General features: G+C 51.7%; 21 protein-coding genes, 1 tRNA gene and 1 pseudogene. 9 read left to right on the forward strand and 14 right to left on the reverse strand.

The genetic code is table 11. The features are described 5' to 3' along the window. Window positions 1–67: 67 nt before the first annotated feature. Window positions 68–1,066 carry a Gfo/Idh/MocA family protein gene (locus tag EO763_RS02885; protein ID WP_161528034.1) on the reverse strand — a complete coding sequence of 333 codons (999 nt, stop codon included), beginning with the start codon at window positions 1,064–1,066 and terminating at the stop codon, window positions 68–70. Window positions 1,067–1,228: 162 nt separating this feature from the next. Between EO763_RS02885 and rlmG the strand changes: the two genes are divergently transcribed. Continuing rightward, window positions 1,229–2,368 (forward strand): 23S rRNA (guanine(1835)-N(2))-methyltransferase RlmG, encoded by a 1,140-nt coding sequence (gene rlmG / locus EO763_RS02890; RefSeq protein WP_161528035.1) that lies wholly within the window; start codon window positions 1,229–1,231, stop codon window positions 2,366–2,368. A gap of 11 nt (window positions 2,369–2,379) precedes the next feature. Here the strand turns inward: rlmG and EO763_RS02895 are convergent, their stop codons facing one another. Continuing rightward, the gene (locus EO763_RS02895; RefSeq protein WP_161528036.1) at window positions 2,380–4,434 is read right to left on the reverse strand and encodes an NADPH-dependent 2,4-dienoyl-CoA reductase; all 2,055 of its coding nucleotides are present in this window, start codon (window positions 4,432–4,434) and stop codon (window positions 2,380–2,382) included. A 215-nt stretch (window positions 4,435–4,649) separates the two neighbouring features. Here EO763_RS02895 and EO763_RS02900 point away from each other — a divergent pair, with 215 nt between their 5' ends. The 5 genes from EO763_RS02900 to EO763_RS02920 all read left to right on the forward strand — a co-directional run bounded on the left by EO763_RS02900 (window position 4,650) and on the right by EO763_RS02920 (window position 10,026). Further along, the gene (locus tag EO763_RS02900) at window positions 4,650–4,946 is read left to right on the forward strand and encodes a hypothetical protein (protein WP_161528037.1); all 297 of its coding nucleotides are present in this window, start codon (window positions 4,650–4,652) and stop codon (window positions 4,944–4,946) included. A 243-nt stretch (window positions 4,947–5,189) separates the two neighbouring features. Then, entirely contained in the window at window positions 5,190–5,678 is a 489-nt protein-coding gene (gene spy, locus EO763_RS02905; RefSeq protein ID WP_010298884.1) for an ATP-independent periplasmic protein-refolding chaperone Spy, read from the forward strand. Window positions 5,679–5,887: 209 nt separating this feature from the next. Then, window positions 5,888–7,357, forward strand: coding sequence for a GGDEF domain-containing protein (locus tag EO763_RS02910; RefSeq protein ID WP_161528038.1), 1,470 nt, complete (start codon window positions 5,888–5,890; stop codon window positions 7,355–7,357). A 72-nt stretch (window positions 7,358–7,429) separates the two neighbouring features. Further along, a complete protein-coding gene (copM, locus tag EO763_RS02915; protein WP_010298889.1) occupies window positions 7,430–7,789 on the forward strand; it encodes a CopM family metallochaperone in 360 nt (119 codons plus the stop codon). A 320-nt stretch (window positions 7,790–8,109) separates the two neighbouring features. Further along, complete coding sequence (locus EO763_RS02920) at window positions 8,110–10,026, forward strand: beta-glucoside-specific PTS transporter subunit IIABC (protein ID WP_161528039.1); 1,917 nt, start codon at window positions 8,110–8,112, stop codon at window positions 10,024–10,026. A gap of 345 nt (window positions 10,027–10,371) precedes the next feature. On the opposite strand, the gene EO763_RS02925 is transcribed toward EO763_RS02920, so the two are convergent. From EO763_RS02925 to EO763_RS02945, 6 genes are all read right to left on the reverse strand, one after another. Further along, the gene (locus EO763_RS02925; RefSeq protein WP_161528040.1) at window positions 10,372–12,087 is read right to left on the reverse strand and encodes a DUF2235 domain-containing protein; all 1,716 of its coding nucleotides are present in this window, start codon (window positions 12,085–12,087) and stop codon (window positions 10,372–10,374) included. Then, window positions 12,087–12,605 carry a hypothetical protein gene (locus tag EO763_RS02930; protein WP_161528041.1) on the reverse strand — a complete coding sequence of 173 codons (519 nt, stop codon included), beginning with the start codon at window positions 12,603–12,605 and terminating at the stop codon, window positions 12,087–12,089. Before EO763_RS02930 ends, EO763_RS02925 begins: the two co-directional genes overlap by 1 nt. Continuing rightward, a complete protein-coding gene (locus EO763_RS23730; RefSeq protein ID WP_280117249.1) occupies window positions 12,602–12,727 on the reverse strand; it encodes a hypothetical protein in 126 nt (41 codons plus the stop codon). Before EO763_RS23730 ends, EO763_RS02930 begins: the two co-directional genes overlap by 4 nt. A 2-nt stretch (window positions 12,728–12,729) precedes the next feature. Beyond that, window positions 12,730–13,245 (reverse strand): DUF3304 domain-containing protein, encoded by a 516-nt coding sequence (locus EO763_RS02935; RefSeq protein ID WP_161528042.1) that lies wholly within the window; start codon window positions 13,243–13,245, stop codon window positions 12,730–12,732. A 451-nt stretch (window positions 13,246–13,696) separates the two neighbouring features. After that, the gene (locus tag EO763_RS02940) at window positions 13,697–15,085 is read right to left on the reverse strand and encodes a glycoside hydrolase family 1 protein (protein WP_161528043.1); all 1,389 of its coding nucleotides are present in this window, start codon (window positions 15,083–15,085) and stop codon (window positions 13,697–13,699) included. Window positions 15,086–15,385: 300 nt separating this feature from the next. Beyond that, on the reverse strand, window positions 15,386–16,153 hold the full coding sequence (locus EO763_RS02945) for a type 1 glutamine amidotransferase domain-containing protein (RefSeq protein WP_161528044.1): 768 nt from the start codon (window positions 16,151–16,153) through the stop codon (window positions 15,386–15,388). A gap of 179 nt (window positions 16,154–16,332) precedes the next feature. On the opposite strand from EO763_RS02945, the gene EO763_RS02950 reads away from it, so the two are divergent. Continuing rightward, entirely contained in the window at window positions 16,333–17,235 is a 903-nt protein-coding gene (locus EO763_RS02950) for a LysR family transcriptional regulator (protein ID WP_161528045.1), read from the forward strand. 149 nt (window positions 17,236–17,384) lie between these two features. On the opposite strand, the gene EO763_RS23500 is transcribed toward EO763_RS02950, so the two are convergent. Both EO763_RS23500 and EO763_RS02955 read right to left on the reverse strand, forming a co-directional pair. Next, window positions 17,385–17,489: a protein YebF gene (locus EO763_RS23500; protein ID WP_244322046.1), complete on the reverse strand. Its 105-nt coding sequence runs from the start codon at window positions 17,487–17,489 to the stop codon at window positions 17,385–17,387. Between the two features lie 178 nt (window positions 17,490–17,667). Continuing rightward, window positions 17,668–17,743: transfer RNA gene (locus tag EO763_RS02955), tRNA-Ile, on the reverse strand. A 141-nt stretch (window positions 17,744–17,884) separates the two neighbouring features. Here EO763_RS02955 and mug point away from each other — a divergent pair. Continuing rightward, window positions 17,885–18,387, forward strand: a pseudogene (gene mug, locus EO763_RS02960) (G/U mismatch-specific DNA glycosylase). Window positions 18,388–18,484: 97 nt separating this feature from the next. On the opposite strand, the gene rpoD reads toward mug, so the two are convergent. From rpoD to rpsU, 3 genes are all read right to left on the reverse strand, one after another. Beyond that, window positions 18,485–20,320, reverse strand: a complete 1,836-nt coding sequence (rpoD, locus tag EO763_RS02965; RefSeq protein WP_161528046.1) for an RNA polymerase sigma factor RpoD — start codon at window positions 20,318–20,320, stop codon at window positions 18,485–18,487. 154 nt (window positions 20,321–20,474) lie between these two features. Further along, a complete protein-coding gene (gene dnaG / locus EO763_RS02970; RefSeq protein ID WP_044203900.1) occupies window positions 20,475–22,226 on the reverse strand; it encodes a DNA primase in 1,752 nt (583 codons plus the stop codon). Between the two features lie 154 nt (window positions 22,227–22,380). Continuing rightward, complete coding sequence (rpsU, locus tag EO763_RS02975) at window positions 22,381–22,596, reverse strand: 30S ribosomal protein S21 (RefSeq protein ID WP_001144069.1); 216 nt, start codon at window positions 22,594–22,596, stop codon at window positions 22,381–22,383. 227 nt (window positions 22,597–22,823) lie between these two features. On the opposite strand from rpsU, the gene tsaD reads away from it, so the two are divergent. After that, on the forward strand, window positions 22,824–23,837 hold the full coding sequence (gene tsaD, locus EO763_RS02980) for a tRNA (adenosine(37)-N6)-threonylcarbamoyltransferase complex transferase subunit TsaD (RefSeq protein ID WP_161528047.1): 1,014 nt from the start codon (window positions 22,824–22,826) through the stop codon (window positions 23,835–23,837). Between the two features lie 83 nt (window positions 23,838–23,920). On the opposite strand, the gene argR is transcribed toward tsaD, so the two are convergent. After that, entirely contained in the window at window positions 23,921–24,391 is a 471-nt protein-coding gene (gene argR, locus EO763_RS02985; RefSeq protein WP_010283010.1) for a transcriptional regulator ArgR, read from the reverse strand. Window positions 24,392–24,774 lie beyond the last annotated feature (383 nt).

Consider the following 24,774-nt stretch of genomic DNA (forward strand, 5'->3'; position numbering starts at 1 on the left):
AGTTACTCCCCTTTGCCTGACAGAAGATAGGTGAAAAGATGATCCTGGTCAAATAATTATCGCTGTCTTACTCCGTATTTCCTGGCGTGGCGGCATCGGCAGGAAACACGACCCCGGTTTGGCGGCGAATTTCCGTCAGCAGCCCTGCGACGGTGCGTGAGCGCGCCAGTTCCGCATGGTTAATGTCGTTATTGTTCACTAGCGTGGCAAAGACGTCAGCTTCGTACAGCATGCTGTTGATATGCTGCGGTTGGGTGAGGTCCACCTGCTTGCCTTCACGCGGGATGAATTTCACATTATGGCATTCGGACACTTTTTCAATCACCAGCGAACCGTCTTCCCCTTGAATTTCGCTGGGAATAGCGGAGTGGCTGACTTTGGAGTGGACGATGGTCACATCGAAATCGCCGTAATTCAGGATGATGCTGCCATGTGCGTCTACGCCGCTTTCCAGCAGTGTCGCGCTGGCCTGCGTGGTGCACGGTTCGCCCCACAGCGCTACGGCGAAGGCCAGACAGTAGTAGCCGATATCCATGATGGAACCGTTGGAGAACGCCGGATTGAACGTGTTGGGGTTTTCACCTGCCAGATAGAGCGGGTAGCGTGAGGAATACTGGCAGTAGCTCAGCACCACTTTACGCAACCTGCCGACTTTCGGCAGTGCCTGCTGTACCACGCTAAAGTTGGGCAGGCTGGCGGTTTTGAACGCTTCAAAGAGTACGACCTGATTTTCTCTGGCGCAGGCTATCATTTGTTCGACTTCATAGCGGTTGGAAGCCAGCGGTTTTTCACAGATGACGTGCTTGCCGTGGCTCAGGAAAAGCAGCGCCTGTTCGCAATGCAGGGAATTCGGGCTGGCCAGATACACCGCGTCGATAAGGTCGGATTTCGCCATGGCTTCCAGAGAATCAAATAGCGTATCCACCATGTAATCGGCTTGAAACGGCTGCGCTTTTTCTGCCGTTCGGGAATAGATGGCGGTGAGCTTCAGCTTACCGGTTTCATGGGCGGCATCAACAAACTGACGGGTGATCCAACTGGTTCCTACAATAGCGAAGCGAATCATGAGCGTTTGGTATCCTGAAAGCATTCATGCATGACTATGCAGATTATCACGGTGAAATGACAAGGCAACGTCAATCATTTCCCATTCCAGCAGAGAAAAGCATTTACTGACGGGCTATTTTAAGGGATAAACAGCGCAAATTTTATGATGCAGGAGAGGCTAATGAGCCAACTCGAATTGGAAACGTGCAACCTGACGTTGGTGCGTTACCCTCAGGTCGCTGAAAACTCGGCGCTACAGGCGTGGGATGCCGCAGATGAATACCTGCTGCGTGAACTCGCTACGATGGAAATCGCGCCGGGCCCACGCCTGATTTTCAATGATACGTTTGGTGCGCTGGCCTGCGGTTTACAGGCGCAATCGCCCGTCAGTATCAGCGACTCTTATCTCAGCCAACTGGCGACGCGACATAATCTGGAATTGAACGGTTATGATGCCGATGCGGTAACGCTGTTGGATAGCATGGCGGAACTACCCGCTGCGCCCGCGCTGGTGGTGATAAAAATCCCCAAAACGATCGCGCTGCTGGAACACCAGTTGAGAATGTTGCGCAAGGTTGTTACGCCACAAACGCGTATTATCGCCGGGGCGAAAGCACGGGATATTCATACTTCTACGCTGCAACTGTTTGAACGCGTGATGGGGCCGACGAAAACCTCGCTGGCCTGGAAAAAGGCGCGTCTGGTTCACTGTAATTGGGCGGAACTAAAAGTCAGTGAGCAGTCACTTACTACTGAGTGGGAGCTGGATGGGTACGGCTATCGCATTCAAAACCATGCTAACGTGTATTCGCGTAATGGGTTGGATATCGGCGCCCGTTTCTTTATGCAGCATTTGCCGGAACAGATAGACGGTAAGATCATCGATCTCGGCTGCGGTAACGGCGTTATTGGGCTGGCGGCGCTGGAAGCCAACCCAGAGGCCACCGTCGGCTTCTTTGATGAATCCTACATGGCAGTGGCATCAAGCCAGATCAACGTTGAAGTCAACCGCCCGCAGGATATTGAGCGCTGTAGCTTTGTGGTGAACCACGGATTGGCTCGCGTGAGGCGCGATACGTTGCAGGCGGTGCTGTGTAATCCGCCTTTCCATCAACAGCAGGCAGTGACCGATGAAATTGCCTGGCAGATGTTTATGGATGCCCGCCGCTGCCTTCAGGTTGGTGGAGAACTGCGCATCGTGGGAAATCGCCATCTGGATTATTTCCACAAGTTGAAGCGTCTATTCGGTAACTGTGAAACCCTCGCCAGCAACACGAAGTTCGCTGTACTGCGTGCGGTTAAAACGGGGTCGTCCCGCTAAGCTTGCCTAAACTACAGTGTTAACGCCAGCCGGGTGGCCTGATCGATCGCCCGGCGAGCGTCCAACTCCTGCGCCACATCGGCACCGCCAATCAGATGAACGTGACATCCAGCAGCCAGTAAAGGGTCATACAGCTTACGGTTGGGTTCCTGACCGGCACAGATAATGATGTTATCCACTGGCAAACAGCGTGGTTGCTGGTCGTGGATAATGTGCAGTCCCTCATCATCAATATGGTGATATTCCACGCCGCCCAGCAGCGTGACGCCGTGGCGCAGCAGCGTGGTGCGGTGTATCCAGCCTGTCGTTTTCCCCAGATTTTCACCGGGTTTGCCGGATTTTCGCTGTAATAACGTAATGTCCCGCTGATGGGGAAGCTCGTTAGGTTGATGAGGCAGCAGGCCACCCCGGTGCTGTAGTTGTTTATCGATTCCCCATTCCGTATAAAAGTCGCCATGCCCAGCCTGAGAAGACTGGGGATTAAGGTGATTATTCTTGTTCAAAAGATCATTCTTGCTCAAAAGATAGTGCGCGGTATCAAAACCGATGCCGCCTGCGCCGATAATGGCTACCCGCTTGCCGACAGGTTTTTTGTCACGCAGCACGTCCAGATAGCTCAGCACGCTAGGGTGATCGATGCCTGTAATCGCGGGAGTACGCGGCACGATGCCACAGGCCAGAATCACATCATCAAAACCGAGTAAATCGGCGGCGGTTGCCTGCGTGCTCAGGCGAAGCGTGACGCCGAGCAATCCTAGCTGCCGACGGTAGTAGCGCAGTGTTTCATAAAATTCCGCTTTGCCGGGTATCTGTTTGGCAATATTGAACTGTCCGCCGATATAGGAAGACGATTCAAACAGCGTGACCTGATGGCCGCGTGCGGCGGCGTTGACGGCAAAAGCCATGCCAGCAGGCCCCGCGCCGACTACCGCAAAGCGTTTACCGACTCTGGCGGGTTGGATAGGCAGTTCGGTTTCGTGGCAGGCGCGTGGGTTGACCAGACAGGACGTGATCTTGCCAGCGAAAATCTGATCGAGGCAGGCCTGATTGCAGCCGATGCAGGTATTGATTTCATCGGCACGTCCCGATTGCGCTTTTGCCACCAGTTCCGCATCGGCGAGAAAAGGGCGAGCCATCGACACCATGTCGGCACAGCCTTCGGCCAGCAGTTGCTCGGCCACGCCGGGATCGTTGATGCGGTTGGTGGTAATCAGCGGGATGCGAACTTTTCCCATCAGCTTCTTCGTCACCCAGCCGAAGGCACCACGCGGCACCAGCGTGGCGATAGTTGGAATGCGCGCTTCATGCCAGCCGATACCCGTATTGATGAGCGTCGCACCTGCCTGTTCAATCGCTTGCGCCAGTTGCACAATTTCTTGCCAGCTTGAGCCTTCTTCTATCAGGTCGAGCATGGATAAACGATAAATCAGAATGAAGTTCGGCCCTGTTTGCTCCCGCACGGCGCGAACAATCTCAAGCGCGAAGCGGCTGCGGCGCTGAAAATCGCCGCCCCATTCGTCATCGCGATGGTTGGTGTGCGTTACCAGAAACTGATTAATCAGGTAGCCTTCCGACCCCATGATTTCCACGCCATCGTAACCGGCCTGCTGCGCCAGCGCGGCGCAACGGGCAAAGTCGTTGATGGTTTGCACAATATCCTGCGTACTCATTTCTCGTGGCGCAAAGCGGTTAATCGGTGCCTGAATAGCCGATGGCGCGACTGGATCGGGCTGATAGCTGTAGCGTCCGGCGTGGAGAATTTGCAGCGCGATTTTCCCGCCTGCGTCGTGTACCGCCTGCGTCAGTACCTGATGATGTGCCAGCTGCGCCTCGTCATGCAGGGTTGCGCCATCCTTGGCGACAGCCCCTTTGGCGTTTGGCGCAATGCCGCCAGTAACAATCAGGCCAACGCCGCCCTGCGCCCGTTCGCGGTAAAATGCCGCCAGCCTTTCGGTGCCGTCCGGGTGTTCTTCCAGACCGGTATGCATGGATCCCATCACTACGCGGTTCTTTAACGTCGTGAAGCCAAGATCGAGTGGGGAAAGCAGAGTGGGGTAGGCAGTCATTGCACTCTCCGGTGAAGTTAACTGGTCTGATGAGTCATGGTGTTCAATCTAGCGGTAATTGAGGGAGTTGTGAAATTTATGTTTATTTATTGTGATTGATGTCATTGCTGACCATAGGGATAAGCGTGTGCAGACAAGGGATCGTGCGCTGGAGTGTTTGTTGTCGGGGGCGTGTGACATTATAATCCGCGAGTTTATTAGGCAAAGGTATCGTTATGCGGGTGGAAGAGTTGGAATATCGACTGGATAGCGCGCTTCAGGCGTTAGAGCAAAGCGTTCAGCGTCAGCAGCAGATGTGGCGGCAGGAACATCAGTCCCTCCAGCAGCAGTTACTTCAGGTGAAAGAGCGTGATGCTTACCTTTGTGCGCAGATTGAACGGCTCTCTGCGCAGTTGAGCGTGATGGATAGTTCGCCGGAGCGCAATCCGCTGATTCAGAAAATGAAGATCATTCATGCCCACCTTGATGGGTTGGCACAAGACGCTAGCGCCTTTAGACGTTCACTGCGGTAATCGCGCCGCAGTATTACTATGATGCGTCGTTAATACTCTATTTCGTTAACGCCCTATTTCGTTAACGTAATGCTTCCGCTTCCTTACACAATTCCTCCTCATTCTCCATAATTGCCGCAAATGTGGAGCCGACACTTGCAGAGATTTACCCTTGCTCTAATTAACTGAAGGTGTCGGGCCTATACTTTCTCTCGTAGCACGGCACTCGCCGTCGATAAGTCAATTCAGAGAGAGGAATAGAATATGCGTAAACTTACTGCAATGCTGGTTGCTTCTTCTTTAGCATTGGGCGCGGCAGGTATCGCGCATGCTAATGATGCCCCGAAAGGTCCTGGCCCGGAACACAAGATGATGATGAAAGAGGGTCGGGAGCATCGTGGCATGATGGGGCCGGATGCGATGTTTAAGGAGCTGAATTTGACGGAAGCGCAGAAACAGCAAATTAAAGACATCATGAAAGATTCCCGCGAGAAAATGCACAAAGCGATGCAGGATGACCGCCGCGATATGCATAGCCTGGTCGCCTCCGATACGTTTGATGCCGCAAAAGCCCAGGCACAGTTGGATAAAGCCGACGCCGCGCACAAGGCCAGAATGCTTAACGGACTGGAAACCAAAAACAAAATTTACAACGTTCTGACGCCAGAACAGAAGAAGCAGTACAACGACAACTTTGAAAAGCGACTGACTCAACCGCAAAAACCTGACGGCAAGCCCGTTCCTGCGGAATAACACGTTATTTCATGAATCGGCGCGATAGCTAAAATACCCAAGTCAGTAGACCACCGGATTGACGTATTACCTCACGGGTAATGCTTCGGTCCGGTGGTTTTTTTATTTATTTTCCCTCTCCCATCACACTGTGAGTAGGGAAATGATTAATGCTATTCTCACGCGGAGAGAGCAGATGAAATGATTGGACAGTGGGCGGTAAAGGACAGATGAATCACGATTTGACGTTGAAAACGATAAAATTCATGCCGTTTCTGTTTCTGACCACCCTGATAGTGAGTTGTCTGGGATTTCGGTTTCGGGTGTTGGATGAGCTATCGCTGTTTTGGCCCGCCAACATTCTGGTTTTTTGCCTCATGATTAGTTTCAGAGCCAGAAAAGGGACGATAAAAGGTAAAACGCTCTCTATCTGTATCGGTTTTTTGGTGGGTTATGCCGCGATGCTGTCGGCTGCGTTACTGATGGACAATAACTCACCGTTAAAAACCAAGGTGTTGTTATGTTTGTGCAATATAGTCTTTGTGGTGACGGCCTGGTGTGCCTTTTGCCTGCTGTGTCGGTTTACCGGAAAGTGGTCGACCTTTGAGAAATTCAGCAAATATTACGTCTATATTATTTTCGCTTCGACGTTTGTCGGCGCGTTCTTATCCGGCGTGGCGTATGGGTTTTATGCGTATGTCTATGATACGGGGAACCGCTATGCCGAGTTTATGGACTGGTTCAGCGAGCAACTGGGAACCGGTATTATCCTCGCGTTCTTTTTCCTGCGCGGTAAAGACATCCTGCGCGCGCTACGGAATATTCCGCTGTGCCCTAAGAACATCAGAGAAAATATCTTTCCCTTTCTGGTCTTCATCATTTTCTTATTAGTGAGCCTGCTTTTTCTCGATGCCAGCCTGATTACGCTGTCCGTTATTCCACTCACGCTGTGTGCGTTCAATTACTCTTTCCCGATCATGTCGCTGCTCTGTGCGATTACCGGCGTAATACTGAATTATCTCTATATTAATCAGGTCGGTATACTCATCGATTCTAATTCCGAAGCGTACATTAATTCGTTTCTGACCACGGCGCGGCTGAATATCGCGATGCTAATTATGGCGATGTTAAGCGTCTCTCATTTTGTCTCGATGAACCGGCGACTGATTAAAATCATTGAAAGCGGCAGCCGGAAGGATGCGCTCACCAATACTTTCAATCGTCGGGCGTTTCTCAGTATGTTGAATGGGAAGCAGAGTGCGCCGGGGTATAAGAAAAAGCGCCAATTAACGCTGCTCTTTCTGGATATCGATTATTTTAAGCAGGTCAACGATACCTACGGCCATGCCTGCGGTGATGAACTGATCGCCAGCTTTGCCCGTATGCTGAGCACCACTATTCGGCCGAGCGACATTCTTTGCCGCTGGGGTGGGGAAGAGTTTGTCATTGCGGCTTATGACCTGACGGCTGAGCAATCTGAGGCGATGGCCGAAGCGCTGCGGCATCTTACGGAATCCACGGCGCTTACGCTGTCCGATGGGCGGGAAATCCATTTTACGACCAGTATTGGTGTTGCCGTGTTTGCCCAGTATGAGGGCGGTAATATTTACGATCTGATCGGGCTGGCGGACGAGCAACTGTATAAAGCGAAGGCGCAGGGGCGTAATCGTGTCTGCGTACGTCTGGTCGAGGAGGCTTGAATCTTCCCCTTGACCTTCCCCTTACTGGAACGTCTACCCTCAAAATGTACTATGACTGATTGAGGGGTTGTGATGAAGAAAGTCCATTTGTTATTAACGGCAGCGTTGCTGGTTCCGTTTCTCTCGTTTGCGGCCGACAGCGCGCATAGCGGCCATGGTTCTGCAAACGATGCGTCGTCCTCCCAGCAGGCGTATAAGAAAGGGATGGATGCGATGCATAGCGAGATGATGGAAGGGATGCAGTCCAGCGACCCTGATATTGCCTTCGCCAAAGGGATGATTGCCCACCACCGTGGCGCGATTGATATGGCGAAGACGGAACTGCAATACGGCAAAGATCCGGAATTGCGCAAGCTGGCGGAAGAGATTATTAAAGCTCAACAGCCAGAGATCGACCAAATGGAAGCCTGGCTGAAGAAACAGGGCAAATAGTCAATTTTCCGATGGCGCTTCTTCTGAGAGGCGTCATTTTGCTTTTATCACGCCGTGGATTGGGCAGCTTTGCCTGATTGGTAAAAATTTAGTGACTGTTTTCACAGAATAAAACGTGGAGATAGCTTTCTCCGCGTTAACTTGTTAGAAAACAGGAAAGGACGTCACCAGAATCTTCTGGGCGAGACCTGGATAAAGCAGCGTATAGCACGCTGCTTTATCCAGGTTTTTTTTTTGCTTATTTTCCAGCTGGCCAGCGGACAACAAGCGGGATGACGTGTATCAGGCAGTTGCAGCCATTGACGAAACGGGAAGTCATTATGAATAGCAAAGTGCTCGCTGAAAATATTCTGGAGTTAGTCGGAGGGGAAACCAACGTTTCTACTCTGGTGCATTGTGCAACACGCTTGCGCTTTAAGATTGTGGATCACGGTAAAGTGGATGTGGCTGCGCTTGAGGCGCTGGATGGCGTTATTACGGTCATCAATGCTTCAGGGCAATTGCAGGTGGTGATCGGGAACCGGGTGCCGGAGGTGTACCGCGCTTTTGGTTCGATCTCCAGGTTGCTGGAGGACGGCGACGGGAAACGCCAGACGGCGGAAAGTGAGGCATCAACGTCTGCGATGGGACGGCTGATCGATCTGGTTGCTGGGATCTTTACCCCATTGCTGGGGGCGATGGCGGCAGCGGGGGTGCTGAAAGGGGCGTTGTCTATTGTGATTGCGCTCGGGTGGCTGAATACCAAAGAAAGTACCTATGTCATCCTGCACGCGGCGTCTGACAGCCTGTTCTACTTCCTGCCGATGTTGTTGGCGATTACCGCTGCGCGTAAATTCGAAACCAACATTTTTGTGGCCGTGTCGGTTGCTGGCGCACTGGTTTATCCCACGATTCAGGGGTTGTTCGACGCCGGTCAGCCCGTGACGTTCTTCGGTCTGCCCGTTGTGATGATGAAGTACACCTCCTCGGTGATCCCGATTATCTTCAGCGTGTGGCTGATGTCATATATCGAGCGTTTCCTGAATCGCCATATTCACGAAAGCGTGCGCAATATCCTGACGCCGTTCTTCCTGCTGGTGCTGATGGTGCCACTCACGCTGATGACCATCGGGCCGATTGGTATTTCAGCCAGTAAGCTCATTGCGTCGGTGTTCGTCAGTATTTATGAGTTCAATCCTATTCTTGCCGGGGCGTTGATGGCGGCGTCATGGCAGATCTTGGTGATCTTTGGCGTTCACTGGGGATTTGTGACCGTGTTCATCAACGATCTCTCTGTCATGGGGCACAGCTACCTTAAAGCAGCCTCCAGCCCGTCGGTCTTTGCCCAGTCCGGCGCACTGCTGGGCGTCATGGTGCGTACCAAAGATAAAAAGCTCAAAGCGCTGGCGGGTAGTACGTTTATCGCGTCGCTGTTTGGCATCACGGAACCCGGTGTTTATGGCGTGACGCTGAAGCTGAAAAAACCGTTTATCTGCGCGGTGATCGCCGCTGCAATCGGGGGCGCTATCGTCGGCTATGCGAAAAGCTCTGCGGTCTCTATGGGGATGCCCGGCTTGCTGACGCTGCCGATTTTCTACGGCGAAGGTTTTGTTGGGTTCCTCATCGGTTGCGCTATCGCCTTCGCGGTGAGTTTTGTACTGACCATTATTGTTGGTTTTGACGAGCCCGTACCGCCTGCTGAAAAAGCGCCAGTGCCAACGCACTCTCCAGCAGAGACATCTGCTGCGCCGGCATCACGTCAGCACGCGAATGCTGTGCCTCTGCCGCTGAAAGATGCACCGGAGACGGCTGAACAGCTGGGATCGCCAGCAAAAGGTGAACTGATCTCGCTGGAAGAGGTAAATGACAAGGTGTTCTCTTCTGGCGTCGTCGGGCAGGGTGTCGCCATTCTGCCGCAGGAAGGGCGCATCTATTCTCCTGTGGATGGCGTGATTGCCAGCACATTCGCTAGCGGCCATGCCGTCGGCATTCTTTCGCAGGGCGGTGCGGAGATTCTGATCCATGTCGGCATCAACACGGTACAACTGGAAGGCCAGCATTATCAGATGCACGTTGCAGAAGGCGACAAGGTGCAAAAAGGCCAACTGCTGCTGGAGTTTGATTTGGAAGCAATCCAGAAGGCGGGCTACGATACCGTGACGCCAATGGTTATTACGAATGCGGAAGAATATCGCGTATTCAGCCTTGGCGCGGCACGTCAGCAGCAGGCTGGAGAGACGATCGTTGCGCTGGCGTAGGGCGTGGAGAGCAGGGCGCTGCCGCGATAAGGTGAAGAGCGGCCGCTTGCTCTGTTCAGCATCCACGATGCGTTAACGATTGACGCGGTAACTACGAATGGAAACCCGTGATGAACGGGTTTTCCTGAGGAATCAAGTCAGAACGTTTGAGGAAGCATAAATGATGAAAAAACACCGCTGGTTGCTGTAATGCTGATCAGTTAAGGATCGGTTGACCGATCCAGTGGCTGTGTAAAAATCTGGAAATGGATCAAAAAACGCCCATCCCAGTTGGAGTGCCAACAAAATGTTCTCCAGCGGCCGTCCCCAGCGCCGCTATTACTCTCGGCAAGCTTGTTGCAACGATCATGCGGCAGCGTCGTCATCGGCAGCGACTGCCTCGATTCCACGTGGGACGAAGAAATTATTGTTCCTCAACATCGTACCCGCCTGATCGTTCAGCGTAGCGAACTTGAGTTCCTCTGATGCGAAGTCGTGCATAAAATAATTGAAGAAAATATCTGCCTCATGCGGCACTCGTTTAGTTTCATTAAAGAACTTCACCAAATCGGCCCCTTGGTACATCTGCCGGCGTAGCCCCCGGCTTCTCCGAACATTATCTGCATCGTACTCGACCTGCTTCAGCCAGCCCCACTGCGCGTTGAGTTTATCCCGTTCACTTCCTGTCGCGTTTTTGAAAAGTATCTTGTAATCATGCAGTTTTTCCCCCAGCCAAACACAATAGTGGATCATGTGCAGTTCAAACGCTTCCGGGGTCGGGTTCATTTGCCCCACCCATTTGCTGTAGAACTCACTGTATGCCTTCGCCGAGTAGCCCAGCCGGCTGTCCTGCATGATGAAGTAGCTTGCCACGTAGGGGTCTTTCTGATTAAGCGTTTTAAAGTTGGGAAAAGGCACCTGCGCCCTGCGCGCCGTTTCGAACATCTGTCGCAACGGCACCCGACACAGCTCGGCGCTGGGGCGCTGTTCGTTGGGTAGCAGCCCGCCCGTCACGTCTTCACTGATGCCGGGGCAAAGCACTTCACGCCAGCCTGATTTGAGCGGCCCCAGAGGTAACAGAGGACGGGATTCTCGTCGTTCATGTGCCGCTATCAGGTGCAAGGCACTTTTTACCGCCGGATGAAGGGGTTTATCAAACGCAATCACTTTCGCGCCAAAAGCCGTGGTGATCATGCCAACAACAGGGTGCCGGGCAACCAGTCCGGCCCCATCAGAGACGGTTGCCACGGTATCCCCCATGTCCAGCGAGCTGCGGCGCGTGCAGTCGAACAGGCCAGCAAAAATGACCTCTACCTTGCTGTCTTCGTAGCGATACTCGTTCCCTACTTTGGTGCAGACCGACTCCAATAACTCGTCGATAAAACGCCGGGCCAACGCGGCTCCCAGATCGGCACCGAACACCGAAATCTGGATCAATTTGATGGGCAGTTGATTAATTTTTTTTACATCAGCCACGTTTAGCTTGAATTGGTTCTTTGCTGAATCCACCCGCGCATCGACGCCGGTCATGAGCAACTCAGCCACGATCGGATTATCACGAATAGGTTCGGCAGCTTCGAGCAGAGCACGGGTCGCCGCCTTTTTGGCAGCGGACGCGGCAGCGTCGAGGCCACTCTTCATGGTGCGCAGGTCGTCCAGTTTATTGGAAAGCACCTGACTCCAGTCTCCCTTAAAAGCCCCCTTAACGGTATCAACCGCCGCTTCTTTACCCTGTTCAACCAGCGCATCGGCATAATCCTCTGGCATCGCCTTCTGTCTGGCGTCCATAATGCTATGTAAGCGCTCAGTGGCTGTATCATCAAGCGTGGTACCTAATCCTGGAACGTAGACCGCAGAATAAACATATGACGAACCGATCTCTGATGTTCTTCTTTCTGGATGAGCACGAAACAAACGACCGACATTAGTCAAACGCCCGCTTTCTTCATCCACATTGATATTTCGTTTCAGACCATCAAAGAAGAAGCCTATCTGTAACGCCAGTGAGCAAGTGCCTATCCCCGCCTGATAACGGCTCTCTTCACGCGCAACGCGACATTCCAGATCATCCCAATCCACCATCACAATTTCCTTGTCCGATAAGTGTTTATTACATCCTGCATATCAAGGTGACAGCGATAGGCCCAACGTATCATCGGCTTGTTATCTGGCAAGAACAGTACACAAAAATCATCTTGTCCCTTCTCACGCTTCGGCATCGGCAGGATGATGCTATTTTTCTCTGGACGAAGTCCCTTTTCTTCTTGTTGCTTTAGGGTTGTACTCAATAGCCATTTAATATTGACCGTATCCCCAGCTATCCGATAGGGACCTGCGGTTTTCCCTCCCGCATTCCGTCCGTCAAATGCATCTGTGTTTCCCCCCATATTGCCGTTGACATAGGCATAGCTAATAGGTCGATCCATGACTGACATCACAACCAATGACGCCCCGCCATGCCGTTCCTGAATCAGGAACGTCCAGACCAGCCAGAGCACCAGCAGAATACTCGCCACCCACCGCCCCCAGCGCGGCAAGATCTGCCATATCGCCGTGATAAGCCCTGAAATCACCCTCGTTAAACCGTTTGCCGCGCTCATGCTTGTTCCCTTTGTTCTTGCTGGTTCAATTCCTTTGCCACACGTTGGGTCGCTATCGTGCCCGCCTGATGACGACTCTCTTCACGCGCAACGCGGCATTCCAACTCATCCCAATCCACCATTGCTATTTCCTTGTCCGATAAGTATCAATCACATCTTTCATACCAGGAATACCCCATCCAACCCAGCGCACCATCACTTGATTATCCGGCAGAAACAGCACGTAGAAACTATCTTGTCCTTTTTCCCTCTTAGGCATTGGTAAAACAACAGTATGAATCTCAGGGCGATAGCCCAATTCGTCATATTGTCGGCGTGTCATCGCCAGTTCCCATTTGATCTTAACTGTATCTCCATCTATCCGATAGGGGCCCGCAGAACTGCCTCCCGTATTAAGGCCATCAAATGCGTCGGTATTCCCCCCCATATTACCGTTGACATAAACGTAGCTAATGGGGCGATCGAGCACCGAATGGACAACCAATGACGCCCCGCCATGCCGTTCCTGTATCAGGAACGTCCAGCCTAGCCAGAGCACCAACAGAATGCTTGCCAGCCACCGCCCCCAGCGCGGCAAGATCTGCCATATCGCCGTGATCAGCCCCGAGACTGCTCTCGCCAAACCGTTTGCAATGCTCATGTTCGTTCCTTTTGTTCTTACTGGTTCAATGTCCTTATCGCTTTCTGGGTCGCTATCGTGCCCGTCTGATGACGACCCTCTTCAGTGATGTGTGTGTTCACGCAGGAGCGAATAAACGGATAGCAGGATTGGGATGGTAGGCAGAATAATGGAAACGTTCCCTGTAATATCCTTGACGCGAATCCTGTTAAAAAATAGCGGATAAATGATAGCAAGCGAAGTGATGCCCAATAGTACGAAGAAAGAGCTAAAATCAGTTTAATCAATTGGTTAGTATTGAAATAGTTTCATTTGCATAAATGACAAGGGGGCTGGCATTACGGAGAGATTTCAGAATTCTGTATCACGGTACTATCGTGGGAGACCGCTCAATGCTGCTAACAGAGGTTTTGGGTGTAACCATTCATTAAACCAGACGACGTGCGCATACGTCGTCTGGCTGTCTACCTGATTACAACGACTTCCCGTTGCTGTTAATCACATCTTGATACCAGTAGAAGCTATCTTTACGCCGACGTTCCAGCGTGCCTTTGCCTTCATCATCGCGATCGACATGAATAAAGCCGTAGCGTTTTGACATCTGTGCCGTACCCGCACTGACCAGATCGATCGGCCCCCAACTGGTGTAGCCCAGCAGCTCAACGCCATCGTCAATGGCTTCACGCACCTGAATCAGATGGCGACGCAGGTAATCAATGCGGTAGCTGTCGTGAATGCTGCCATCGTCTTCTACAACGTCGCGTGCACCCAACCCGTTTTCCACGATGAACAGCGGTTTCTGATAGCGGTCATACAGCTCATTCAGCAGGAAACGCAGGCCTTCGGGGTCGATCTGCCAGCCCCATTCGGACGCTTCAAGGTGCGGGTTAGGAATCAGGCGGATGATATTACCGCGTGAAGATTGATATTTTTCCGGCTCGAAGGTCGCACAGCCGCTCATGTAATAGCTGAAGGAGACAAAGTCCACGGTGTGGCTCAGATCGTCTTTATCCTGCGCGGTAACGGTGAGTTCGACGCCATTTTCCCGGAAATAGCGCTGAATCCAAGCCGGATAGGCGCCGCGCACCTGAACATCACCGAAGAACAGCCATTCACGGTTCTTGCTCTGCGCTTCCAGCACATCTTTCGGATGGCAGGTCATGGGGTAGCGCACCGCGCCCAACAGCATATTGCCAATTTTGGCATCGGGGATGATGTCGTGGCAGGCTTTTACCGCGCGTGCGCTGGCAACCAACTGGTGGTGGATAGCCTGATAAATCTCTTGCTTCGTAGGCTCGCCGCTCAGCCCGATGCCCGTAAAAGGTGAGTGCAGCGCCATGTTGATTTCATTGAAGGTCAGCCAGTGCTTCACTTTGTCTTTGTAGCGGCTGAAAACGGTACGCGCGTATTTCTCAAAATGGTCGATGACGGCACGGTTGCCCCAGCCTCCCAGTTTTTTCACCAGGCCGTACGGCATTTCATAGTGCGACAGCGTAATCAGCGGCTGGATCTGATGCTTTGCCATTTCATCGAACAGGCGATCGTAGAAGGCCAAACCGGCTTCACAGGGTTCTACTTCGTTGCCCTCGGGATAAATGCGCGTCCAGGCGATGGAGGTGCGCAACACCTTGAACCCCATTTCGGCGAACAGCTGAATATCCTGCGGGTATTGATGATAAAAATCGATTGCCCGATCTTTGATGCAGCTAATGCTCTCATCGCGCTCCGTCACCGGACCATGTACGCCCTTTAGCTGAAGATCGGAGGTGGATACGCCTTTACCGTCTTCATTCCATGCGCCTTCGACCTGGTTTGCTGCGACTGAACCGCCCCATAAAAATCCGTCGGGGAATGCTTTCATGGTATTTCTCCTCATCGTTTTCTACATCATTACGCTGCGCTGAACGGCGGCTCCGCGCTGTCGCGCAGGGGACTGCCAGATAACAGGCAAAAAAAAACTTGGGCAGAAGAGAGTAGTGCTACTCACCTCTGCCCAAGTCTCGCCCGCCATTGGCGGTAACGTCTTGTTAGTACACTATACAATCCTGAATCTCTGCGGCAATGCCCCCGTCTGGTTATGTGACTTCGGTCACGACATCTCTGCTGGTGCAGGTTGCCAGACGTTAGGCGTTTTACCACCTAACGCCGTGGCTTCATGACGTTACTTCGCTTTCGCTTGCAGCGCCTTGACGACGGCTTCGCCAAGCGCTTGAGCGGATGCTGGGTTCTGGCCGGTGATCAACCGACCGTCAACGACGACTTTATTTTCGAATATCGGGGCTTCTTCGAATATTGCGCCATCCTTTTTCAGCGCCGCTTCAAGTTCAAACGGCACAATCTTGTCGTACTGCCGGGAAGCCTCTTCTTCCGCGGTAAATCCAGTAAGGCGACGACCTTTGATCAACAGTTCTCCATTGCTGAGTTTCACATTCAGCAGACCCGCAGGACCGTGGCAGACCGCGCTGACAATGCCGTTTTTCTCATACGTTGTACGTACGATGTTAATCAGCTCAGGATTGTTGACGAAATCCCACATTGGCCCATGTCCGCCGACGAGCAGGATCGCGGTGTATTTAGCAGGATCAACCTTTGCCAGCGGGATGGAATTGGCCAATTTGTTGCGGTGTTCTGGGCTAGTCCAGAAATCCAGACTTGCCCGATCTTTGAGATCGAACCCGTCGAACGGAGGCAACCCTCCTTTTGGGCTGGCAATATCGTAGTCCAGCTTGGCTTTGTCGAAGGCTTCAACCGGGTGGGTCAGTTCTGGAAACCAGAACCCGCCAACCAGCTCCGGCGTCTTTTTATCCAGACTGGAGACGACGATCAGTATCTTCTCTTCTTTCAGATTGGCCTGAGCGAAAACAGGGGAGGCTGCGGCAAACACAGCTATCGCGGCGATAAGACCAGCACAGCGCTTTATTATTGACATAAAAAACTCCTTTCAGCAGGTGATGTCTGCCGACTATATCTGTGATAACTGGTTGAAAATAGTGGGTAATAATGGGATGCATTGTTTAATAAATCGATGTAATAACTTTGTATTGGCGTGAGAAACTGTCGTAAAGTGCGTTGAATGATCCTGGTATCGCATGACGATGAGGAACCCTGATGGGGCAATCTGATAGCTTTGATGGACTGGCAGAATTTCTGGCGATAGCGAAACGATTGAGCATTCGCAAAGCCGCGCTCGATCTGGGTAAGACGCCGGGCTCGGTGAGTCTGTCGCTCCAGAAACTGGAGCATCGCCTCGGCGTGCTACTTTTCCATCGCACGACACGCAAAATGGCATTGACGGAAGCAGGAGAAGGCCTGCTGCTGAAAATTGGGCCCGCAGCACACGTTATCGCAACAGGTTTTGAAGATGTGGCTCAATCGGCAAAAAAGCCCTCGGGGACGTTGAAGCTGATCGTAGAACGTTTGGCATTGCCCCATGTTATCGAGCCCCTCATTCCTGCATTTCGTCAGGCGTGGCCGAATTTGAATATCGATATCACGGTGAGTAATCGTCACGATAATTTCGTCTCCGAAGGCTACGATGCTGGCATCATGATCGGTTCATACATCGAACAGGATATGATTGCAGTACGACTCTCCCCGCCATTTAAGTGGGCGGTATTTGGTTCGGCAGACTATTTTAAAGCGAACGGTAAGCCTAAAGCGACGCGCGATCTGGTGCATCACGAATGCATTCGCTTTCGCCGCCCTGAAAAGGGGGATATTTATCGGTGGGAGTTTGTCGAAAATAAGGAAAGTGTAAGAGTTGAGCCGACTGGTACAATTACCGTGAACGATGGTGAGTTAATGCGTAGCCTCGCGGTCAGAGGCGTTGGGCTTATTTACTCATCCACCTTCCATACCTCACGCGAACTGGCAAATGGCACCCTAGAAGCGGCGTTACTCGATCTCTCGCCGGGCAACGACGGCCTCTTTCTTTATTTCTCCAGAGCTGCGAGGAATCAACCCAAATTACGCGCGTTTATCGACGTGTGTTCGCAAGTTATTAAGACGTGAATGACGTCTGTCAGTCTTCCGAGGCATACTTAACTGAGCCTGTTTTGCATTCGTACATGGCAAACAGCGAGTGTGTTTTCTGTGGGCCGGAGACGGTGAATGCTAGGAGGTAAATCTCTGGGGCGGATAACGTGGGTGAGGCTGCTTTGTCAAAAACAATCACCGGTGTCGCGGTGTTGAGGTTTGAATTTAGCCCAGCGGGGAATGCGGTGTGTCAGGAGATCGTGCTTAACATAGTCAATAGCTTGGCTCATACGTCACTTCCAGGCAGGACGTGCCGTTATGTCTGAGGTAATAATCGTAGACAGCTAACGCGCTGACTGCTGCCAGAACTCAGCAGGCCGTCTTGGTTTTCTATTCCATCCCGCTTCTTCCTAAACAGACGCCCCAAAAAAAAGGAGTCACGTGATTAACGTAACTCCTTGATATATCTGGTGGCCCCTGCTGGACTTGAACCAGCGACCAAGCGATTATGAGTCGCCTGCTCTAACCACTGAGCTAAGGGGCCGAATGGGCGATGATTATACGGTAATGTGCAGGGGGAGGTCTATAGCCTATCTGCTGGGTGGTGGTTTTATACTCAAGATAGCTTGTTGTTATTCTTATCAGAATTTACGATAGCTTGTAGTCAACGGAAGTAGGGAAAGACATGATTACCGATATTCTGGCCATGAATCTTCAGGTGGTTTTCTGCGGCATTAACCCCGGGCTGTCGACGGCCCATCACGGTTACCACTTCGCGAATCCCAGTAACCGCTTCTGGAAAGTGATTCATCAGGCAGGCTTTACTGAACGCTTGCTGACACCCGCGGAAGAACAGCATCTGTTGGACACTGGATGCGGCATCACCATGTTGGTGGATCGCCCCACAGTTGAAGCCACCGAGCTGGGGCGAGATGAGCTGCTGCAAGGTGGGAATACGATTGTTGAGAAGATGACGCACTATCAGCCGCGTGCGCTGGCGGTGTTAGGGAAGCAGGCGTTCAGTCAGGCATTTGGCATTAAGAAGGTTTCGTGGGGGCGCCAGGAGCTGCGTATTGGCGAGACGCAGGTTTGGGTGCTCCGAACCCTAGTGGGCTGAATCGTTCGACGCTGGAGTCGCTGGTGGCGTCGTATCAGGAACTGCATCGGGCGTTGCAGGATGACCTGTAAATCAGGGCTGAATGTTCTGACGGGCAAAAAATAACCCCAGCGAACCGGGGTTATTTATCGTAGGGATATTTAGTGTGTGGATTAGCTGAGGAACAAATTAATCATCCAGGAAGCTACGCAGCACTTCGGAACGGCTTGGGTGACGCAGTTTACGCAGTGCTTTCGCTTCGATCTGACGAATACGTTCACGCGTAACGTCAAACTGTTTGCCCACTTCTTCCAACGTATGGTCGGTGTTCATATCGATACCGAAACGCATGCGCAGTACTTTCGCTTCACGTGCGGTCAGGCCAGCTAGTACGTCGTGTGTCGCAGAACGCAGGCTTTCCGATGTGGCGGAATCCAGCGGCAGCTCCAGCGTCGTATCTTCGATGAAGTCGCCCAAATGTGAATCTTCATCATCACCAATCGGGGTTTCCATTGAAATCGGCTCTTTCGCGATTTTCAGCACTTTACGGATCTTGTCTTCTGGCATCAGCATACGCTCAGCCAGCTCTTCCGGCGTCGGCTCGCGACCCATTTCCTGCAACATCTGACGAGAGATACGGTTCAGTTTGTTGATCGTCTCAATCATGTGTACCGGAATACGGATGGTACGCGCCTGATCGGCGATAGAACGGGTGATCGCCTGACGGATCCACCAAGTTGCATAGGTCGAGAATTTGTAACCACGGCGATATTCGAACTTATCTACCGCTTTCATCAAACCGATGTTGCCTTCCTGAATCAGGTCGAGGAACTGCAAACCGCGGTTGGTGTATTTCTTCGCGATAGAAATAACCAGACGCAAGTTGGCTTCCACCATCTCTTTCTTGGCGCGACGCGCTTTCGCTTCACCAATCGACATACGACGGTTGATGTCTTTAACTTGCTCGATCGTCAGGCCGGTTTCTTCTTCGATCTGCTGCAGTTTTTGCAGGCTGCGGGTGACGTCTTCTTCAACATCATTCAGCTTTTCAGACCATGGCTTGCCCATTGCGACTGCTGCGGCAAACCAAGTGTTGTTGGTTTCATTGCCAGTGAACATCGTGACGAAGTTTTTCTTCGGCATTTTGCACTGTTCAACACACAACTTAATGATCAAACGTTCCTGAGTACGAACGCGATCCATCATGGAACGCATGCTGTTAACCAGGAAATCAAACTGTTTCGGCACCAGACGGAACTGTTTGAAGACTTCGGACAGATTCAGGATTTCCTGTGCTGCTAATGCATGGCTACGACCGTGAGCTTTGATAACCTGACGGGTCGTTTCATATTGCACACGCAGCTCGGTGAACTTCTCACGCGCCAGTTCAGGGTCGATACTGTTGTCGTCTTCTTCTTCCTCGTCGTCTTCTTCCTCGTCGTCATCGTCCATTTCTTCGGTCGAAAGCTCGGAGCCAACGTGAGTCGCGGTAGGGGCAATATCCTCTTCCGCATTAGGATCGACGAAACCAGTGATCAGATCGGACAGGCGGCTTTCGCCCGCTTCGACGCGGTCATACTGTTCCAGCAGGTAAGTAATGGCTTCAGGATACTCAGCAACAGAGCACTGAACCTGGTTGATACCGTCTTCAATACGCTTGGCGATATCGATCTCGCCCTCACGCGTCAACAGCTCAACGGTACCCATTTCACGCATGTACATGCGAACCGGATCGGTGGTGCGACCAATTTCCGATTCAACACTGGATAGAACCTGCGCAGCAGCCTCTGCCGCATCTTCATCGGCATCATTGGTGTTTTCGGCCAGCAACAGATCGTCTGCATCCGGTGCTTCTTCCATCACCTGGATGCCCATGTCGTTAATCATCTGGATGATATCTTCGATCTGATCTGAGTCGATGATATCTTCCGGCAGATGGTCATTGACCTCAGCATAGGTCAGGTAGCCTTGCTCCTTACCACGGGTGACAAGCAGCTTCAGCTGTGACTGCGGGTTTTGCTCCATAAGACGGTATCCACACTTCAGAGTATTTGGGTTGGTGTCGGTCAGCGTAGTTCGCTAACAATAGCATTAGGGGTATTTTTCTTATCGCCGCGGCCCCTGTAGCGGCTCTTTGCAGGGCTCAACCCTGCTATTTATCGGCAATTAAGCCTCTGTATCAGTGTTTTCTGGTCAACGCCAGTTGCAACGACCAAAGCTCTTTTTTTTCTTTGGCGTTGAGCCCATGCGTTCTGTCACGGGCAATCAATGCTTCTTGTCGCTGTTTCAACAGCTGATCGTAGAGTTCTGCCAGACTGATTCTGAACTTCTCGTCGAGCTCTTCCTCTACGATCATATGGTTCCATACCGCTATGGTTTCAAGCTGTTTATAGTATTTGCTGTCGCGATATTGTTCTAACAGTAGAGCCATACTCATTCCCGGGCTGGCGTTACAGGTTTTCACCAAGTCCTGAAACAACGATAAACCTGGGACTTTGTCTTGCTCAATACCTTCCAACGCGAGGTCAGGAACTTCAGTCGCTAGCCTCGGGTTTTGCACTAAGAGTCCTATAAGTATACGCATAGTTGTGACTTTTAGTTGCGGCGTCTGGTAAGACTGCTCCAGCTCTGCGGCTTTGGGCAGCAGCCGATCCAGCTGGCTGTCGTCCAAAATACCTAGCTTGTTGCCAAGTTGTTGGCGTAAGTAAAGCCGTTGTGTTTCTCCCGGCACTTGACCAATCAATGGCATAGCGAGAATACCCAGTTTGGTTCGACCATCAGCAGAACTCATATCCACCTGCTGTTGCAGCGTCTCAAACAGAAACTGCGACAGCGGCAACGCTTGTACCATACGCAGCTCAAAGGCGGCTTTGCCTTCTTTACGCACCAGCGTGTCGGGATCTTCACCGTCCGGCAGGAACATAAAACGTAGCTGGCGGCCATCGTTCAAATAGGGTAGCGCAGTTTCCAGCGCGCGCCATGCCGCTTCGCGTCCTGCCCGGTCCCCGTCGTAACAACACACCACCTGGTCTGTGGCGCGAAAGAGTAACTGAATGTGTTCGGCAGTGGTGGACGTACCCAGCGATGCCACCGCATAATCAATACCAAACTGCGCCAGCGCTACCACATCCATATAACCTTCAACAACCAAGAGTCGTTTGAGATCTTTATGGCTTTGCTGTGCTTCATACAGGCCGTACAGCTGGCGACCTTTATGGAAAATGCCCGTTTCTGGTGAGTTCAGATACTTCGGCGTATCGTTACCTAACACGCGTCCGCCGAAGGCAATCACTCTTCCCCGTTTGTCGCGGATGGGGAACATCACTCGCTCGCGAAAGCGGTCGTACATTCTGCCCTGATCGTTAGTCACCAGCATACCGACATCGTTCAATACGTTGCGATCGCTACCTTCACCAAACCGCTTGAGAACGTTATCCCAGCCAGATGGGGCGAAGCCAATTGCAAAATGGCTGATCACCTCTGCACTTAAACCACGCTGTTGCAGATACTGCAACGCAGGAACTCCGACGGAATGTCGCAGTGCTTGCTGATAAAACGAGCTGATGTGTCCCATCAGTTCATACTGATTATGTCGTTGGTGAATTTCTTGCTTAGTTGGGCCTGTGCCAGTTTCATAAGGCACTTCCAGGCCATGCATCGTAGCCAGTTCTTCAATAGTTTCAACGAATTCGAGACGATCGTAATTCATTAAAAAGTCTATGGCGGTGCCGTGTGCGCCACAGCCAAAACAGTGATAGAACTGTTTGTCACCGTTTACGGTGAATGAGGGGGTTTTTTCGTGATGGAACGGACAGCACGCATGGTAGTTTTTGCCCTGCTTTTTCAGTTTGACGCGCGCGTCAATGAGATCGACGATGTCGGTGCGAGCTAGCAGGTCATTAATAAATACGCGTGGGATTCGTCCAGCCATAAGCCCCTAGAGTATACCCTTCTGTAAGATGGTTACATTGGATATAGCTTATAAACGACAACAAGCCGCGCTTCCTTTCGGAAAGCACGGCCTTACGTATGCAACTGCTAAGTCTGCGGATTAATCACGCGTTGGAGGGAAACCCTCCTGAAAATTAATACAGACGAGTGCGGCGTGCGTTTTCTCGAGCCAATTTCTTCGCGTGACGTTTCACTGCAGAAGCTTTAGCGCGCTTGCGTTCAGTCGTTGGTTTTTCATAAAACTCACGACGACGAACTTCAGCCAGAACGCCTGCTTTTTCACAGGAACGTTTGAAGCGACGCAGAGCTACGTCGAACGGCTCGTTTTCACGTACTTTAATTACCGGCATGTGCCTCTCACCTCAATAAATTCGGTTTGCCGCTGGCCTTGTGCCAGCCTTTTCAAAATGGTGCGGAATTCTACTGCAAACGTGACGCCTTTGTAAAGCATTGCGGTGATCATAAAACACCCAACCGCTGCCAGCGCAGAAATCAGGTCGCTTATGGTAGACTATCCGCAGTTTGAAGCAAGTGGCATTTAACGAATGCCTCTATCGTCATCAAAGTAGGAACTGCAATGCGCGTACTGGGTATCGAAACATCCTGTGATGAAACCGGAGTAGCTATTTATGACACGGAAGCTGGTTTACTCGCCAATCAGCTATACAGTCAGGTCAAATTACATGCTGATTACGGCGGTGTAGTGCCAGAGCTCGCCTCACGCGATCACGTGCGTAAAACGGTTCCGTTGATTCAGGCGGCGCTGCGTGAAGCTGGGCTACAGGCTGACGATATCAATGGCGTGGCTTACACCGCTGGCCCTGGTTTGGTCGGCGCGCTATTAGTGGGCGCGACGATCGGTAGATCGTTGGCATTTGCATGGGGGGTACCGGCGATTCCTGTGCACCATATGGAAGGGCATTTGCTGGCGCCGATGCTGGAAGATAACCCGCCGGCGTTTCCTTTCGTGGCGCTGCTGGTCTCTGGTGGTCATACGCAGCTCATCAGCGTGACGGGCATTGGTGAGTACCGTTTGCTGGGTGAGTCGATTGATGATGCTGCGGGTGAAGCGTTTGATAAAACAGCGAAATTACTGGGATTAGATTATCCCGGTGGCCCAATGCTGTCGAAAATGGCGCAGGTAGGGAATTCCCAACGTTTCACGTTTCCGCGCCCGATGACTGACCGGCCGGGGCTGGATTTCAGCTTTTCTGGGCTAAAAACGTTTGCGGCTAATACGATTCGTAGCAACGGTGATGACGATCAAACGCGTGCTGACATCGCTCGTGCGTTTGAAGATGCCGTTGTAGATACGCTGGCGATAAAATGTCGTCGTGCGCTGGATGAGACGGGCTTTAAACGACTGGTCATGGCGGGGGGCGTGAGCGCAAACCGGACGTTACGCCAGCGCTTAGGTGAAGTGATGGTTAAACGCGGCGGTGAAGTGTTTTATGCACGCCCCGAATTCTGCACAGATAATGGCGCGATGATTGCCTATGCGGGTAGCGTACGTTTGGTTCATGGTGCGAGCCAGACGCTGGGCGTATCCGTTCGGCCACGTTGGCCGTTGGCCGAATTGCCTGCGGTGTGAGATTTCAAACGCAATAGTCGCTACGTGTAGCGGGTCTACACGTAGCAAAGAACGAGTAACAAAAACGGCAGCGTACGAGCGAATTACAGCTCTTGTTCGAATAGCACCAGAATAGCTTCGTAAAGCTGTTTGACGCTGAAGCCTCTTGCAGGGGTGGTAAAGATGGTGTCATCACCCGCGATGGTGCCGAGAATACCTTCTGACTTCCCAAGTGAGTCTAGCAGGCGAGCAATAAGCTGTGCGGCTCCTGGGCTGGTATGGATCACGACAACCGCGTCGTTGTAGTCCACGTCCAGCACAAGGTTCTTCAGCGGGCTGGACGTAGTCGGGACGCCAAGCTCGGCTGGGAGACAATACACCATCTCCATTTTGGCATTGCGCGTGCGCACGGCACCAAATTTCGTTAGCATGCGTGACACCTTGGATTGGTTGATGTTTTCAAATCCTTCGTCTTGCAATGCCTGAACAATTTCACTTTGAGAACTGAACTTCTCTTCCTTTAACAGCGCTTTGAACGCTTTAACGAGGTCTTCTTGTTTTGTCGAATTTCGCATTCTGCACCGGATTAATTGTTATGGTTAATCTTCCCATTATGCAGTTGTGTGAATTTTTATGCAATTAAATTGCGTATAATTCCAATCCATTTCACCAGATATGCGTTAGTCGCTGTTTTCAAAAAAATTCAGCCTCTGGGTAGTCCGAAAAATGCGTCCTGCGTCACATAAAAGTAAATCAAATGTTATCAGAATGATGTTGTTTGGACGCCATTGATCAGTGTAATGTAGCCCATAGGTTAACCGCCAGTGAATGAACACCGCGTTATAGCTCAATAGCTTATTAACTTTACTTACCTTTCAAACGAATGGTTGTTTTTGATTTATTATTAGAGACATAGCGTATTTTTTGTCTCTCATGTCATTTGTAGAAAGATAAGTAG

It is taken from the genome of Pectobacterium odoriferum (genome assembly GCF_009931295.1).
GTDB lineage: Bacteria > Pseudomonadota > Gammaproteobacteria > Enterobacterales > Enterobacteriaceae > Pectobacterium > Pectobacterium odoriferum.

Excerpts from the sequence above, each read along its gene's own strand:
- EO763_RS02885 (WP_161528034.1), bottom strand. The coding sequence starts at position 1,066 with ATGATTCGCTTCGCTATTGTAGGAACCAGTTGGATCACCCGTCAGTTT.
- rlmG (WP_161528035.1), top strand. The coding sequence starts at position 1,229 with ATGAGCCAACTCGAATTGGAAACGTGCAACCTGACGTTGGTGCGTTAC.
- EO763_RS02895 (WP_161528036.1), bottom strand. The coding sequence starts at position 4,434 with ATGACTGCCTACCCCACTCTGCTTTCCCCACTCGATCTTGGCTTCACG.
- EO763_RS02900 (WP_161528037.1), top strand. The coding sequence starts at position 4,650 with ATGCGGGTGGAAGAGTTGGAATATCGACTGGATAGCGCGCTTCAGGCG.
- spy (WP_010298884.1), top strand. The coding sequence starts at position 5,190 with ATGCGTAAACTTACTGCAATGCTGGTTGCTTCTTCTTTAGCATTGGGC.
- EO763_RS02910 (WP_161528038.1), top strand. The coding sequence starts at position 5,888 with ATGAATCACGATTTGACGTTGAAAACGATAAAATTCATGCCGTTTCTG.
- copM (WP_010298889.1), top strand. The coding sequence starts at position 7,430 with ATGAAGAAAGTCCATTTGTTATTAACGGCAGCGTTGCTGGTTCCGTTT.
- EO763_RS02920 (WP_161528039.1), top strand. The coding sequence starts at position 8,110 with ATGAATAGCAAAGTGCTCGCTGAAAATATTCTGGAGTTAGTCGGAGGG.
- EO763_RS02925 (WP_161528040.1), bottom strand. The coding sequence starts at position 12,087 with ATGGTGGATTGGGATGATCTGGAATGTCGCGTTGCGCGTGAAGAGAGC.
- EO763_RS02930 (WP_161528041.1), bottom strand. The coding sequence starts at position 12,605 with ATGAGCGCGGCAAACGGTTTAACGAGGGTGATTTCAGGGCTTATCACG.
- EO763_RS23730 (WP_280117249.1), bottom strand. The coding sequence starts at position 12,727 with ATGGTGGATTGGGATGAGTTGGAATGCCGCGTTGCGCGTGAAGAGAGT.
- EO763_RS02935 (WP_161528042.1), bottom strand. The coding sequence starts at position 13,245 with ATGAGCATTGCAAACGGTTTGGCGAGAGCAGTCTCGGGGCTGATCACG.
- EO763_RS02940 (WP_161528043.1), bottom strand. The coding sequence starts at position 15,085 with ATGAAAGCATTCCCCGACGGATTTTTATGGGGCGGTTCAGTCGCAGCA.
- EO763_RS02945 (WP_161528044.1), bottom strand. The coding sequence starts at position 16,153 with ATGTCAATAATAAAGCGCTGTGCTGGTCTTATCGCCGCGATAGCTGTG.
- EO763_RS02950 (WP_161528045.1), top strand. The coding sequence starts at position 16,333 with ATGGGGCAATCTGATAGCTTTGATGGACTGGCAGAATTTCTGGCGATA.
- EO763_RS23500 (WP_244322046.1), bottom strand. The coding sequence starts at position 17,489 with ATGAGCCAAGCTATTGACTATGTTAAGCACGATCTCCTGACACACCGC.
- rpoD (WP_161528046.1), bottom strand. The coding sequence starts at position 20,320 with ATGGAGCAAAACCCGCAGTCACAGCTGAAGCTGCTTGTCACCCGTGGT.
- dnaG (WP_044203900.1), bottom strand. The coding sequence starts at position 22,226 with ATGGCTGGACGAATCCCACGCGTATTTATTAATGACCTGCTAGCTCGC.
- rpsU (WP_001144069.1), bottom strand. The coding sequence starts at position 22,596 with ATGCCGGTAATTAAAGTACGTGAAAACGAGCCGTTCGACGTAGCTCTG.
- tsaD (WP_161528047.1), top strand. The coding sequence starts at position 22,824 with ATGCGCGTACTGGGTATCGAAACATCCTGTGATGAAACCGGAGTAGCT.
- argR (WP_010283010.1), bottom strand. The coding sequence starts at position 24,391 with ATGCGAAATTCGACAAAACAAGAAGACCTCGTTAAAGCGTTCAAAGCG.